Source organism: Deltaproteobacteria bacterium CG11_big_fil_rev_8_21_14_0_20_42_23 (genome assembly GCA_002796345.1).
GTDB lineage: Bacteria > UBA10199 > UBA10199 > 2-02-FULL-44-16 > 2-02-FULL-44-16 > 1-14-0-20-42-23.
In genome coordinates, this window is sequence record PCXC01000010.1 from 1 (window position 1) to 14,569 (window position 14,569).

The window sequence follows — 14,569 nt, forward strand, 5'->3', positions numbered from 1 at the left end:
AATATAAAGCTAAGGATATCAAGAAGTTACCAACAGGGGAGGACATTCTATCCTTGGAATAAGGGAGGACATTTTACCGTGGGAGTAACAAAAAGTAAAAAACCACGCAACCTTTTAAAGCCAGCTGCGATAAGGGTTTAAGAGAAGAGGGGGATCCTTTTTTTGAAGAGATACTAAGATTTTACAAGGAGAACGCAGATGGCAATATCACCTTTCATTCCAGCACCTGTTTCTGCAGGGCTTCCCACAATAGGATTCACTATGCCTGCAACAGCAGCTGCAAGTGGTTTAGTTTTTCCTCAAGCACTTGTTGCTCAGATGGATACCGTTCAATACCTTGCTGTAACTGCAAATGATTTCGCTGGTGTATCTGGACGCTTGCATCGTGATGCTCGAAGATTTTGCGATGCTGCCCTAAGTAATCCAAGGCAACAAGCAACTGCGGTGAGTGTACCTAAACTGCAAAGAGACTATGCAGCAGTGATTGCACAAGGCTTTAGCTTAGCACCACTTTCAAAAATAGAACCTACCGTTGAAGCAACACAAAGGCTTACGGGAAAACGTTTTCCAGCATTTGTGTATCTTTCTCTTTTACAACATCTTGATCAGCTTGGGGATGGTGTTGGCTACTTCAATGCTCATCTCGATGCAGCGCTAAAGGTGTATGACACTGCCGAGAATGGAAAAAAACTTGAAGTAGGCAGAGGTTTTAAAGCTTGGATGAATGAAGAAGGTTTGGATGTACGAACGCTTCTTGATGCAGTTTATCTTGGGCTTGTTACTAGAGATGTGGCAACGCGAATGCTCACAGCTGCACTTCGCATTGCGCTTAAAGAAGAAGCTGCCTTGAACTTTAACCCTTACTACACCCATGGCAGAGGAGCTCACCGTGCATTGGCGTGGCTGGGAATGGAGCTTTCTATTGGACAGTTTCTGTCGCCCTTTTGGGTAGGAGCAGGTTTAGGTGTTGCGGCTCTCACAGAGTTGGCCATTCGCGGCAAAAACAAAAAAGCAAATGCTGACTTGAACAGAACTGCAAAAAAACCTTTAGATGATGAAATAGAAAGTCTTCGAAAAAAGTTAACTCAAACTGTTATCCATGCTCGATATCTTGAAGGAATAGATCTGAGAACCTACATTGTGAATAGTTTATATAAGGACCTTTTGTCGCGTGCTAAGTCTAGCAACACAGCCTTATTAGACGAACAATTTAGAGAACTCTTCTCACATTACCAACATCTTGAAACAACCGATACCACGAGAGCCCATCCCTCTCTAAGCCCCGCAGCTGTAGCGTCTGAACTTGATGAAGACTCGCTTGGCTTAGCACCAACCGCAACACATTCAGAGCCTGTTGCAAACGGTACAAGAACTGTAGTTGCTGATGGCGATGAGCCGGATCCTGAACTTGCACAGCTTGCTGATGATGCAGATTCCGCAGCATCAGCACAAGAGGCACTCGCAAATCTTACAGCTCCAGTAAGACCCGGAACTCTCACTCGTTTAGACGAAGATGAGATCTCTACTGATGAAATAGCTAGAGTTATAAGAGACTATGACCCTTCAATACCTATTCCTGCAGTTACTTCTGAAACTCTTATAACGCGTGATGACGCTGCTGCAATAGATTTAGGAGCCACTGAATTAGCAGAGCTAATTGTTGGGGATGATGCTGATGCTGAAGAAAGACCTACAAGCCCCTTCAGAGCTGTAGCTCCAGAAGCTGTTGCTGAAGATACAACTGTGAGAGTTGCTGAAGATTTAGCTGATGCATGGGAAACTTTATTTGCAAGAAGTGAAGCACGCGAAGACCGCCCAACCACAGCAGAGCGTGTAGTTGAACTTACTGATGCTGAGATTGAAGTTGTTGATGAAGCTGATGGAAAAGTTGGAGACGAATAACACAAAACGAGTGAAAACCTTTTTAGAGATAAGGATGTACTTATGCCAATACCACAACAGCAACCAACAGGACTCAGACCCATTGACGGAGCAGCAGAGAGAAACCTTGCGCAGGCGCCAGAAGCAGTAAATACGCCAGTTGCAGCCCCAGTTCCTCCAGCCGCTACCGAGCCAAACCCCGCAACTCCCGCTCCCAGCGCTGTCGCTGCGGCTGCAAAATCCACCTATCACGAAGTGCGCGAAGATTACATTGTGCTCAAAGGTGTTCCTGGAGTGCTTCATGATCCGGCGCTCTTGGGGTCGATTGTATGTCCTTTTGTAGACTCACTTTCAAAGTCGAAGGCTGATGAAGCCAGAGAAGCTGCAAAGCGATTGGGAAATGACATTGATGAATCTAAGATTCCTTGGTGCGGTGACGGTGATGGTAGTCTTGAGAAAGGTGATGTCTTTGACTGTGTGATGAAGGTTGCTAACGCTGGCATTATCAAACCACTTACGAAACCTTCAGATTGGTTTTTTGGTATTGTTTCTGATGTTGATAAAAGAATAACAGGAGATGTGGTTGAGTGGTTAGGAGGAGATCGCACAGACAGACAATCAACCTTGTCTTGGGTGGCAAGAGGGGGACTTACCTATCTTGGCATAAGTGCAAAACATGCCTTTCAGGCCATGGGCACACCAGAAATGAGAGAAGTGCTTCGAGGGAGTGAAAAAGGATTTTTTGGAAAACTCTTTGGAGTAGGTTCGGCAACGTTGAAGAAAAATGCCGAATTTGTGGGTAAACATTGGGAGATGGGCCTCGCTGTTTGGGCAATTGCCAGTGGAGTTTTAAAATCTACCGATAAGCTTCTCGATAAAATTCCAGGAATAACTCAGTTAGATGGAGCGACGAGAAAAGCAGTAGACATGAGTGTTTCCACAGCGATTGTTCTTGGTTCTATGTGGGTTATCAAAAATCATTATAGTGGATTTTATTTTTCAAATGCTGACAAAATTGAGGCCGTAAACGAAAAGTTGGCGTTGGCAACAGATGCTGCCAAAAGGAAAGCTCTACAAGCTGAGCTTAAAGGCTATGCTGGCATTCCTTTAAAAACAGGCCTTATATGGGCAGGCGTTTACTTGCTTCTGGGAACATACACAAAGTTTGCAACGGAACAACCACGTGTTCTTGCCGCTGTTGATGGCTTGGATGGAAGCGACGATCAACCCTCTCCATATTTACCTTGGAACGGGAAGTTAAATTACTTCAACTCAGATTTGTGGGTGAATCATTATGCTTCTTGGGCAGGTACAGCGCCTATTTGGGCTATAGCTGGAAAGGGTGCTTCCATCTTTGCAGACTATGCATATACAAGATTAACCGGTGCTGAAAAACCAGTGTTTGGACGAAATATAATGTCATTTTCTGAAGAGGAAAAAGGTTTGCTTCGTGATTGTAAAGCCACTGCTACGACACCTTTGAAAAAAGGGGCGTACTATTTAAACTCACTTCGCATGATGCAAACAAAAGCAAGATGGGGATACTTTGGTTTACAGATTGGTGGTGGCGTGATGCTTTCTATTATCGCAGGCAGTGCAATGGCTGCAGCAAGAGGTTTTGATAATGCAGCCATCCAAGACAGAGCAGGTATCAGAGCTTTATTTAGCAGATCACTTAATACCTGGGCAGTAAGTGGATTTGCAGCTGCAAGTGGTATGAATCCAAGTCTTTTTGGGTATTATACTCCAGGGATGACGTTGGTGATTCCTATGTACGATATTTGTAATGAACGAAATGAAACAGTTGCCTTACTTGCTGCTCACAACTTGCGTAATTTAACAAAAGCAACAGACCGAGCTGAGCAAGAGAGAATTGCAAAGCTCATTCGTACATTCGAAGCTGCATCTGTAAGGACAGCTGAAATTGCTGGAAAAAAAGTTTTCATCAACGATGAGCGTAATGCAATTACAGCAATGATTAACGAATATAATTCCGTAGCCGATAAAATGAGTTTGGCAAAAGTTCCATACTACCCAGTTGAGTGCAAAAAGTGCGATGAAGAAATGAACACGCTTCTTAACTCAGGTTACAATGCAGCAAAAGAAGTTGCTATACCTTAAGAACGCAAACGGTAAAACACAGTTTGTCCTGCACCCCTTTCTCAAAAGAGAGAGGGGTGTTTTTTTGAGATCTTTCAAGAACTTTGCTTTGGAAATCACTACGCAACTTTTTCCCTTTGCATCCGATAATACCGTAGGAGCTCGTGATCTACTATGGAGATAAATATTCAAAATAATAAGCTTTTTCAAGCAATTAGCAGCTTTTATGAAGCTGGTGGCCTTACCTTGCAGTTGCCGGAAGGCACTTCATACATCTCATTTTATGATGGTGATCCCCAAAAAAAAGCTCCTTCTGCAGATGCTCCACTTTATGGCTCTTACTACAAAGTAGTCGCCTCAGGCATTTCAACTGAACACGGTGAAGAGCTTCATCTTGGTGTTGAAGGTGATGGCATGAGCCAAGAATTTTCACTGCCGCTTGGTGATAAAGAAATATTTGGCGCAGGTATTTTGCCTTACTTCGGTGGCAATTGGTTTCGCCGCATGGGCTGTGTTTCGGCTTTATCTGCTGGTGCAATATTTACGTCGAAATATTTTTTAGCAAGACGTTATGAAAAGCATGCGACGGATAGATTTATTTCATCATTCACTCAAGATGAAGTGCAGTTTTTAACGGGAAGAAGATATGGCAGCTATGTGCCATTGGCAGGAACAGTGGGCTCGCTGGTTGCGGGTTATTTCGTGTGTAAAAAATTTACACCACCACCTTCAGCGCCAGATGCAAATGGAGACAAAACTCCTGAAGCCAAGCCAAAAGAACAACCCGAAGTGCATGAGCCTTCACGCTGGTGGATACCAGTTGGTATTGCAGCAATAGTTGTGGGCGCTGCAATTGCGCTGGCTGATGGCCCAGAGCCGGGGCCCACAGATTTACTGGGAGTGCCAATTGTAAAGTGGGGATGGGCAGCTTTATAAATGAACATCAACTACACACATCACAACGGAAAACTTTTTTGCCAAAGTGAAAACGGCAAAGAAGTGGAAGTGCGCGACTACCTTCGTTCGTTGTTAAAAAACGTAAGCGCAAAAGACCTTTCGCTTGAAGGCTTAAAACAGTTTGATGAAGCCTATCAAAAGGCTTGCACGTATGTAGCAAGGTCTTCGTACCAAAATGAAAACCACTATCTTGCAAAGTTTGGCGATTTCATTGGAGTGAAAATTGTTGAACGACCGCCAGCTCCAGAAATTTCGGAAGAAGAAGCTAAAGCTTTATATGCATCTCTTGACGAAACTCGCGTAGAACTTTTGCATGAACAATTTTTAGATGTGCGTTCATATCTTTCTTCATCACGAATGCAATATGTGCGTCCGCAAGATATAAGTTGGTTTGATCCTTTTACTCGTCTGAGTACAGATGAACCAAGTGTGTTTGTGTATGAACAAGAGTTGAAGGAAAGGCTTGAACAAGCTCAGTTTGCGACGAAACGTTTTTCGGAAAGCAGTTCTGTTTACCGCTCATCATTGCCAAAATTCTTAGACCTTGTTGCAGAATTTGCGCAAGATAAAATTAGTCCAGCTGAAATGGAAACGCTTACTCAGATTGCAGAACAAGCAAGTGATCCAGAGATTAAAGAATTTTTTACGCAAGCTGTTTTGGGTGGAATGTTTATCACGCGAAAAAGTTCAGGCATTTTTGAATCTGGTGATCAAGACCTCACTCGTTTTGCGGGAGTAAATTTTTGCTTCAACTTTACCAACAAAACTCAAGAGCTTCCTTGCGCAACGCTGGAAGGTTTTGATGTCGAATACTGCACGCTTGCAACAAGCCAAAACGATGAAGAGAATCTTTCTCCAGAAGAAATGCAAGCACATGCAAATGAGTGTGCTGGTGTCTTAAAAAAAGTGGAGCCTTTTCATTTGGCTTTTGATGAAACTGTTCACCTTGATTTCTACCGAACCCGCTTGGGGTCTGCATTTGAGCGAAGTGAAAAAGCACGAGATTTGCTGAGTGATATCACATTTGTTTTATCTCATCCTCACAACACAGAAATGGCACGAAGAGCTCTTGTTCATTCGTTTAAAGGTTTGTTTTTGCCAGAGTCTGTTGCTGTGGTAGCCAATACTTATCTCGATTTTCTTTCACGCGCTGATCTTGATGCTGAAACGAAAAAGTTTTACGTAATGCTTATCCACAAAGAGCTCAAAGTGTATGCCGATGGTCATGTTGATGAGATCAACGCTATGCAGTTTCAAAATCCCTTTGCGAATCCAGATGTGCACACTTTATTTCTCATCCAAGATGATCTTGATCCACTGCTTGCACAAAGTATAAAGATTTTACTCAGTGCACTTGGTCAAAGAGATGCTTCCAAAAATGAAGAAATAAAAGGAAAAAGTTTGTCCATTGTTCTCGAACCAAAAGGCTTGGAAGTGCTGATGCAGCGGGCATTTACAGAGATGAGGGTTGTGCTTGAAGTGCATGAAGCACATACCAAAAGAGTTGCCGCATCTCTTCCAGCCTCAGACAAAGCTCTCTATCTTTCAACGCGAGGAGATGAGCTTAAGACACTGCAAGAGCAATTTGGAAAATACACAAATTGGCAGTATTTCAGATCGCGCTTGCTTGATAATGATTACATAGATCAAATGGAAAATGCTTTTCAGCAAATGCAGACAGCCTACCTTTCTGCAACTGGAAATGTTTACGATCTTTATCGTGGTGGAAGAAAATCTGATCGCGAAAGTCTTCTTGATCCAGGATTGCTCATTGATTTTGGTGCATTTTTTTCAACAAACCTTTTCCTCAAAGGAGCAGGGTTTGGATTGCTTAAAAAAATTCCAGTTTTTCTTCCGCCGATTCTAGCAGGAAGAGTTATTTCCAATACCGAATATGCACTTTCACATGAAGGTGACAAAAGACGAATTCCACTTTTTATTCCGAAAACTTACGCAGTTCCAGCCCAAGTTCGCCCATTTGAGGGGGTTAAAGAAGATGAGAAATAATCATTTTTGTTTTTTCTTTTTGACTTTCCTCCTTAAAGCTCGCTAGCCTCCGTAATAAGCTGTTTTTTGAAATCGTTGTCGATATCCTTTTTCTGAAAAAATTGTACGCGAGAAACTTTGTGAAAAGGAGGCAAAGATGCAAGTTGCGAATTCACCTTTTGTTTCTCTTCCTCGTCTGCACTTTGATGCGCCCGCCAAGGGCGCGCTGTTCCCAAATGCACTTGGGGCGCAGATTAGCTGCGTTGGTTTTTTACAAACACAAAAACCATTTGTGCATTTATCCTCCTCTAATTCTGCCGCTTCCACATTTCTTCTTAGCGTATCTCCACCTTCAAGTGCACTCAGCGCTCGTGATCGTTTGCAGTTACAGTGCGCATTTGCGAGTTATATCTCAAAAGGGTTTCCATTAATTTCCCCTTCAAAAAAAGACTCAAATTCCGAACGAGTAGAACAACTTGCTGGCGCTCTTTTTCCTACGTATGTTTATTTTTCTCTCTTACACTACTTAAAGGTCGGAACTGGAGAGAGCTATTTTGAAACTCACATAAATGCAGCACTTGATGTGTATGAAACTGCTAGCGGTGATCAAAGGCCTAAGATTGGAGCCCAGTTTCTTCAGTGGATGAAAGCTGAAGAGCTCACTGCAGACCGTATTTTAGAGGCAGTTCACCTAGGCCTCATCACAAGTGAAGCTGGTGAGAGGATGTTAAGTGCTGCGTCTCGAGCACTTCTAGACGAAATTGATGCCTTGGTTTATTTTCCTTGCTCTGCGCGTGGTAGACGTGCATCTCGTTTTCTCGTTTACAGCGCTTTGCTTGCTTTGCTTCATTCTTCCTCTCCTTTGTGGTCTCAGTTTTTAGCGCTTTCCTCTGCAATGCTGGCTGAAAGCTGTTTTGCGGTTCTTGATAGAAGGGCGAATGATAGAATTGACCGCCGCGAAAAATGGCCGAGACAGCATGATTTGACTCCTTTTCAAAGTGCACTTGCTGAAGAAAAGGTGGCAAAGGCCGCTGTGCAGGGAAGGTATGAGAGAAATCTGCAGTTTAGTGCGTTGGTGAAAAAACTTTTTAGTCCCTTGGAAATGTATTTAGACATAGCGTATTCACCAGAACAATTTCTAGCCCTGGAGGAAGACTTGAGAAATGCCGAGTCTCAATTAGGTACCGTAAGATACGCTTCCCCGAAGGCGACACCCGTTGTTGTAAATCCTAGTCCATCTTTATTACCGATAACAGAAGTGCAAGTTTCTCCACCACCACCTTCTTCTTCAGATAGAACGCCAGTTGCAGACGAAGAAGATGGTGCTCCGTTTGTGGATTTTCCTACAGAGCCAATGCCTGCAGGGCCTGGCGTTCCTGAGGATGAACTGTATTAGACCTCTTGAATCATTTCTGCCGAAGCATCTTTTTCTTGATATCCTCTCTTCTTCATGTGAAGTGATCCCCTTAAAATGACACAAGGAAATTCAGAATGAAAAAAATACTGTTCACATTACTCGCCTTGCTGATTGGCATGCACACTGCGTTTGCGGCCAGTAACGAAGACTTGCTCAAAATTATAAAAGCTTATTATCCACTTGCGGAACAGCATGAAGGTTTAAAAAATGAGCAAGATAATGTAGATGAAAAAAAAATAAAAACTTACGTGGTTGTCATGAACGAAGGCATTCCCGCCAGTTTTCCTCGGCGTTATATTTCGTGGCAAGAACATCTTTATGCAGGTTCTCTTGTAAAAAATGGAAAAATAAAACCTTTGCGAGGGCAAGCTTTTTTCCGTACCTTACATCCTGGTGAAATTTTTATGGTGAGCGACCTTGATGCCTTTGGTAAAAAAGTGTGGCTCAAACTTCTTTCCACTGAAAAGTATGCATATTCTTTAGAAGCAAAGTCAAAACCAGCGCATCTTTCCGCAGCTTTTGGAATGCAGTTTGATCAACAGCTTCTTAATTTTCCAGATAGCCAAACGGTAGTTCAATTACTTTCCGAATGGATTAAACCTTTCTCAAGTTATGAAGCTGCAGAACAATTTGCTGCCAAAACTTTTCCTTCTTCAATTACCGTTTCAAAAGAAGAAGCAAAAATGATGAACGAAAAAAAGAAGGAAAATGAAAAAATAAATCAGGAAATAAAGAAGGCTGAAGAAGAGCTAAAAGAAGCCGAAAGAAAACTTAAAGTGCTTCGCGATCAAGAAAATAAAAATATCACTTCCCAATGAAAAAAGTTGTCATCTTTGCAAAGCCAAGTAAGATGCGGCCATGCAGATTTTAAAATTCGGTGGTTCATCTCTTTCAACAACCCATGTTCTCAAAACTGTAGCTTTCATTGCAAAGACGCGTTGCCAAAAAAATCGCATTGCAATTGTTGTTTCAGCCTGCGGAGACACAACTGATCATCTTCTTCAGGTGATTGACCTTTCTCTTCTTGGGCAGCAAAAGCAGTGGAAATCAAAGCTTGCCCAGTTGAAAAAATATCATCTTCAGCTTTTAGAAAAAACTGTCTTGAAAAAGCATCAGCGATATACACGAGAAAGAATCGAGTTTATTTTTTCAGAGCTCCATTCTTTTCTTGCGGGCGTCTCTCTTGTTCATGATTGTTCTGCACGAACCAAAGATCTCATTCTTTCTCAAGGAGAAATTCTTGCTACAGAAATCGTTGCAGCTGTTTTAAATGCTGAAGGTCTTTCTGCTGTAGCCGTTCATGCCGCTCAATTGATTGCTACCGATGATCATTATGGTCAGGCGTTGGTTGATTGTGAACTGACAGAACAAAAAGTGAAAAAGTATTTTGCAACCCTTTCAAAAACCGTTCCTGTGATCACTGGATTTGTTGGAGGAACAGCAAATGGCGATATTACAACACTTGGAAGGGGAGGGTCAGATTATAGCGCAGCTCTCATTGCAGCAAGTGTAAAGGCTAAAGCTCTTGAGATTTGGACTGATGTTGATGGTGTGTTGAGCGCAGATCCGCGATTAGTGTTAGATGCCTTCCCGTTAATATCGTTAAGTTACGAAGAAGCTATGGAGTTAGCCTATTTTGGAGCAAAGGTTGTTCATTCGAAAACCCTTACTCCGCTCATGCAAAAAAAAATTCCCCTCTGGATTAAAAACACCTTTGCACCAGATGTGATTGGTACCTGTATAAGCGAAAAATCTACAGACGAAGGTATTGTCAAAGGCATTACTTCTATGAGTGATGTTGCAGTACTTACTTTAACAGGAAGCGGGATTATTGGAGTGCATGGAGTGGCAGGAAGAATGTTCACAGCTCTAGCAAGAGCAGAAGTTAATGTAGTGATGATTTCTCAATCGTCCAGTGAACAAAGTGTATGTTGCGTCATCTCAAGCGATAAACAAAAAGAAGCTGTCCATGCTCTCAAAGAAGAGTTTAAGTTAGAGCTCAAGGCTCGAGTTGTTCAAAATATTCACTGTGAAGCAGATATGGTGGTCCTTTCTTTAGTGGTGAGTAAAATGAAAGGTTCGCCAGGTGTAGCGGGAAAGCTGTTTTCTGTTTTGGGAAAAAATGGAGTGAATGTTGTTGCGGTTGCGCAAGGCTCTTCAGAAATGAGCATTTCATTCGTTCTTTCGGAAGAAGATAAAGTAAGAGCGCTCAATCTTATTCATGGTGCGTTTCACCTTTCACTTAATCACGTAAATCTTTTCATGATCGGGAAAGGAAGAGTGGGAACTGCTTTGCTGAGACAGGTTGAAGAAGCTCGAGTTCGTTTGCAAGATGAAATGGGCATAGATCTCAGGTTGATTGGAGTATGTGATAGCCAGAAAATTATTTTAGGCAATAAACCCCTTGAATTTAAAAAGTGGAAAACAAAACTCGCACAATCAAAAGAAACATTAAAACTTCCACAACTTGTTACTTCTTTAAAATCGACTGCGCTTGAAAACATTTTGGTGATTGATGTTACCGCAAGTGAAGAGATTGCAAAATACTATCCTGAAATAATTGCAACAGGAATGAGTGTGGTAACACCAAATAAAAAAGCACAAACACAAAACCTCAACACGTTCCATATTTTGCAAAAAGCTTTAAATAGAGGACGGAAACAGTATCGCTATGAAACCACCGTGGGAGCAGCGCTTCCCGTTATTTCAACTTTGCAGGATTTGAAAGATAGCGGCGACGAAATTCTAGAAATCCAAGGCATTTTTTCAGGAACGCTTTCTTATCTTTTTAGCACGCTAGATAAAGGGGTTTTGTTTAGTGATGCTGTAAAAGAAGCTGTCAAACGTGGATATACCGAACCAGATCCGCGAGATGATCTTTCGGGCGAAGATGTTGCGAGAAAAATTCTTATTTTAGCGAGAGAGCTTGGCTTGCAACTCAACTTAAAACAAGTGAAAGTGGAAAACTTAATTCCTCCCTCATTACGAAAAGGAAGTGTGGCACATTTTTTGTCTCGGCTTTCTGAAATTAACGCTGTCTTTGCAAAGCGTTGTGCATCGGCAAAGCAAAAGGGAAAAGTGCTTCAGTATTGTGCTCAACTGAAACAAGGTAAGCCTTCCGTGGGGGTTGTTGAGGTAAATGCAGATTCACCGCTGGCTCTTTTAAAGCCCGGAGATAATGTGGTAATTTTTAAAAGCAAACGCTATTTCGATAATCCACTTATTATAAAAGGTCCAGGCGCCGGCCCGGAAGTGACCGCTGGAGGCGTGTTTGCCGACATCTTAAAAATAAGTCAGTATTTGGTGAGATAATGAAAAAATTTCCCCTCTTAGCTTAAGAGGGGGTAGGGGGAGTTAGGGGTTTGAATGGGTTTTTTATTTAATGATCCATATTCAAAGGAAAACAGAAGAAAGTTAAGAAAAAATCAAACACAGGCTGAACAAAAAATCTGGAGTAGACTAAAAGGGAAAAATTTGGGATTTAAATTTTTTCGTCAATATAGTGTCGGAAAGTATATTCTTGATTTTTATTGTCCAAAAAAACGACTTGCAGTTGAGTTGGACGGTGGACATCATCTAGAAGAATCTCATCAAGAGTATGATAAAATGAGAAGTTTTTATCTTCAAAGTAAAAATATAAGAGTGCTTAGATTTTGGAATAATGATGTTTTGAAGAATCCAACTTTAATTTTGGAAAGGATAGTGGAGGAATTGAATAACCCCTCCTAACCTCCCCTTAATTTAAGGGGAGGAATAACATGAAAAAAAATAAATCTATTATTGCCTATGCACCTGCAAGTATTGCAAATGTTGGTCCGGGCTTTGATTGTTTGGGGCTTGCTGTTCATGGTTTGGGTGATTTGGTAAAAGCCGAACTCATTGAAGGTTCGTCACTGCGCATTTCAAACATGAGTGGAAAATCTGATGGCATTCCTCTTGTGGCTGCAAAAAATACAGCTTCGGTTGCAGTAAAAGCTTTGCTCAAACATATTGGAGTTAAAATTGGCATCGCGCTTGAAATCGAAAAGGGAATACCAGCAGGTTCTGGTTTGGGAAGCTCCGCTGCAAGTAGCGCTGCAGCTGTTTTTGCTGTGAGTGAGCTTTTAAACTTAAAAATTTCAAAAGAGGATTTGGTGGTGTTCGCAGCCGAAGGTGAAAAAGCAAGCAGTGGCGTTGCGCACGCTGACAATGTTGCGCCTTCGTTGTTGGGTGGATTTACCATTGCTTCGCTTCAAAAGAAAACAATCAAAATAAAAGCACCTCAACAACTCACAATGGTTTTAGTGAAACCTCACATGACACTTGAGACAAAAAAATCCCGAGCAGTGTTGCCAAAAACAATTTCACTCTCAGATTGCTCACGCCAGGGAAGCTATATTGCGGGCCTTGTAGCGGGCATGTGTCTTCGCAATTTTTCGCTCATTCAAGATTTTCTTCAAGATGATATTGTGGAGCCAGCGCGTAAAAAACTTATTCCACACTTTACTTTTATAAAAGCCTTGGCACTTGAACATGGCGCTCTTGCTTGTAGCATTGCTGGCGCTGGGCCAGCTCTCTTCGTGCTTGCAGAAGGGAATGGGCAGGCATCTCACGTTGCTCGTATACTGGAAAAAGAATTGAAAAACAAAAAGCCTGGGTTTGATATTTGGATTTCCCGGATTGACAATCAAGGAGCAAGGATATTGCATCAATAATATGGAACATATTTTTTACACCAGTTCGCGCAGTAAACAAAAAGTGACTTTTTCCGAGGCCATTTTTTCGGGGCAAGCTTCGGATGGAGGTTTGTTTTTTCCCATAGCTCTCCCAAAGCTTCAGCAAAAAGATTTGGGAGATTTAAAAAAACTCACTTTTGCGGAGCTTTCATTTTTTCTTACCACAGCTTGGCTTGGCGCTGAGTTTGGTGAGGAAGTGTGCAATGATATTTCATCCGCGGCTCACAATTTTCCACTCCCTTTTTCAGAAATAAGAAAAAATCGTTTTGTCTTAGAACTTTTTCATGGCCCAACGCAAAGCTTTAAAGATGTGGGTGCTCGTTTTCTTGCACAATGTATGAAACACGTTTTGAAAAAGCGTTCAGAAGAACTCACAATTCTCACTGCAACTTCTGGAGACACGGGAAGTGCTGTTGCAGATGCATTTGCGGGAATGTCGGAAGTGAGAACATTTATTTTATTTCCCGATGGTCAAATTAGCGATGTTCAGCGTCAGCAAATTTGTATGAAGCGAGAAGGTGTTACACCCATTGCTCTTCAGGGAAATTTTGATGATTGCCAACGTTTGGTAAAGCAAGCCATGGCCGATAAAACGCTCAAGCATTTGAATTTAAGTTCCGCAAATTCCATTAACGTGGGAAGGTTAGTGCCGCAAACATTTTACTATGTTTATCTTGCAGTTCAACTTGCGAAAGAAAAAGAAGAAGTTCTTTGCTGTGTGCCTTCGGGAAATTTTGGAAATGTAACTGCCGGCTTGATGGCTAAACATATGGGTTTCCCGCTTCGCTTTATTGCAGCTACAAATGCAAACGATGTGATTCCGCGTTACTTTCAGACAGGAACTTTTTCCGCAATGCCATCGGTGGCAACTTATTCCAACGCCATGGATGTGGGAAATCCTAGCAACTTAGAACGCATTCAATTTATGTATGAACAAAATGTGCAAAAAATGCGTGATGATCTTTTCGCTACCGTTACAAGTGATGCGCGCACATTAGAAGTGATGAACGAAGTGTACACTCAAGATCATTACTTGCTCGATCCTCACGGTGCTGTAGCCTGGGATGGAGTTGATCAATACTTCAACGCACATGCTGCCAATCAGCAGACAAGTGTGAGTCTCGCCACAGCTCATCCCGCAAAGTTTGAGCGCGCCGTAAAAGATGCGCTTGGCTTTTCACCCGAACTTCCGCTCGTTATGCAGGAACAGATGAAGCAGCTAAGTGGAGCCATCGAACTCGAACATTCCTACGAAGCCTTTAAACACCTCCTTCGCTCGTAGGGTACGTTTCCCCATAGTTTCACAGTTTTAGCACCCCTCCAAAACGAGGCTTTGAGAGGCCTCCTTTTTATGTTTATGAGCAAATTGATTTTTTCCTCAAAATCCCGCAACTTTTCACAAAAAATGCCGATAATAATTATGCTTGATTTCGGGGGTGAAAAGAGCATTATGCGTCAGAACTTTTTGTTCTTTTGGGAGATTTTTGAATGACACCGCCCGGAAAAATCAGAC

Annotated in this window: 11 protein-coding genes; all 11 read left to right on the forward strand. The window is 42.1% G+C overall.

The window, feature by feature from the left end; genetic code table 11:
- The first annotated feature begins 198 nt into the window (after positions 1 to 198).
- Positions 199 to 1,902 carry a hypothetical protein gene (locus tag COV43_01425; protein PIR26484.1) on the forward strand — a complete coding sequence of 568 codons (1,704 nt, stop codon included), beginning with the start codon at positions 199 to 201 and terminating at the stop codon, positions 1,900 to 1,902.
- Between the two features lie 42 nt (positions 1,903 to 1,944).
- The gene (locus COV43_01430; GenBank protein ID PIR26485.1) at positions 1,945 to 4,002 is read left to right on the forward strand and encodes a hypothetical protein; all 2,058 of its coding nucleotides are present in this window, start codon (positions 1,945 to 1,947) and stop codon (positions 4,000 to 4,002) included.
- Entirely contained in the window at positions 3,974 to 4,165 is a 192-nt protein-coding gene (locus COV43_01435; protein ID PIR26486.1) for a hypothetical protein, read from the forward strand. Before COV43_01430 ends, COV43_01435 begins: the two co-directional genes overlap by 29 nt.
- Complete coding sequence (locus tag COV43_01440) at positions 4,156 to 4,917, forward strand: hypothetical protein (GenBank protein PIR26487.1); 762 nt, start codon at positions 4,156 to 4,158, stop codon at positions 4,915 to 4,917. Before COV43_01435 ends, COV43_01440 begins: the two co-directional genes overlap by 10 nt.
- Complete coding sequence (locus COV43_01445; protein ID PIR26488.1) at positions 4,918 to 6,945, forward strand: hypothetical protein; 2,028 nt, start codon at positions 4,918 to 4,920, stop codon at positions 6,943 to 6,945. It abuts the gene before it with no gap.
- 136 nt (positions 6,946 to 7,081) lie between these two features.
- Positions 7,082 to 8,320 (forward strand): hypothetical protein, encoded by a 1,239-nt coding sequence (locus COV43_01450; protein ID PIR26489.1) that lies wholly within the window; start codon positions 7,082 to 7,084, stop codon positions 8,318 to 8,320.
- A 95-nt stretch (positions 8,321 to 8,415) separates the two neighbouring features.
- The gene (locus COV43_01455; protein ID PIR26490.1) at positions 8,416 to 9,159 is read left to right on the forward strand and encodes a hypothetical protein; all 744 of its coding nucleotides are present in this window, start codon (positions 8,416 to 8,418) and stop codon (positions 9,157 to 9,159) included.
- 40 nt (positions 9,160 to 9,199) lie between these two features.
- The gene (locus tag COV43_01460; GenBank protein ID PIR26491.1) at positions 9,200 to 11,653 is read left to right on the forward strand and encodes a bifunctional aspartate kinase/homoserine dehydrogenase I; all 2,454 of its coding nucleotides are present in this window, start codon (positions 9,200 to 9,202) and stop codon (positions 11,651 to 11,653) included.
- Positions 11,654 to 11,707: 54 nt separating this feature from the next.
- Positions 11,708 to 12,070, forward strand: coding sequence for a DNA-cytosine methyltransferase (locus COV43_01465; GenBank protein PIR26492.1), 363 nt, complete (start codon positions 11,708 to 11,710; stop codon positions 12,068 to 12,070).
- A 29-nt stretch (positions 12,071 to 12,099) separates the two neighbouring features.
- On the forward strand, positions 12,100 to 13,035 hold the full coding sequence (locus COV43_01470; GenBank protein PIR26493.1) for a homoserine kinase: 936 nt from the start codon (positions 12,100 to 12,102) through the stop codon (positions 13,033 to 13,035).
- A gap of 1 nt (position 13,036) precedes the next feature.
- A complete protein-coding gene (locus COV43_01475) occupies positions 13,037 to 14,338 on the forward strand; it encodes a threonine synthase (protein PIR26494.1) in 1,302 nt (433 codons plus the stop codon).
- Positions 14,339 to 14,569: the final 231 nt, after the last annotated feature.

Bases quoted from the DNA above. Each gene is read 5' to 3' on its own strand.
- COV43_01425 (PIR26484.1), top strand. From the start codon at position 199: ATGGCAATATCACCTTTCATTCCAGCACCTGTTTCTGCAGGGCTTCCC.
- COV43_01430 (PIR26485.1), top strand. From the start codon at position 1,945: ATGCCAATACCACAACAGCAACCAACAGGACTCAGACCCATTGACGGA.
- COV43_01435 (PIR26486.1), top strand. From the start codon at position 3,974: ATGCAGCAAAAGAAGTTGCTATACCTTAAGAACGCAAACGGTAAAACA.
- COV43_01440 (PIR26487.1), top strand. From the start codon at position 4,156: ATGGAGATAAATATTCAAAATAATAAGCTTTTTCAAGCAATTAGCAGC.
- COV43_01445 (PIR26488.1), top strand. From the start codon at position 4,918: ATGAACATCAACTACACACATCACAACGGAAAACTTTTTTGCCAAAGT.
- COV43_01450 (PIR26489.1), top strand. From the start codon at position 7,082: ATGCAAGTTGCGAATTCACCTTTTGTTTCTCTTCCTCGTCTGCACTTT.
- COV43_01455 (PIR26490.1), top strand. From the start codon at position 8,416: ATGAAAAAAATACTGTTCACATTACTCGCCTTGCTGATTGGCATGCAC.
- COV43_01460 (PIR26491.1), top strand. From the start codon at position 9,200: ATGCAGATTTTAAAATTCGGTGGTTCATCTCTTTCAACAACCCATGTT.
- COV43_01465 (PIR26492.1), top strand. From the start codon at position 11,708: ATGGGTTTTTTATTTAATGATCCATATTCAAAGGAAAACAGAAGAAAG.
- COV43_01470 (PIR26493.1), top strand. From the start codon at position 12,100: ATGAAAAAAAATAAATCTATTATTGCCTATGCACCTGCAAGTATTGCA.
- COV43_01475 (PIR26494.1), top strand. From the start codon at position 13,037: ATGGAACATATTTTTTACACCAGTTCGCGCAGTAAACAAAAAGTGACT.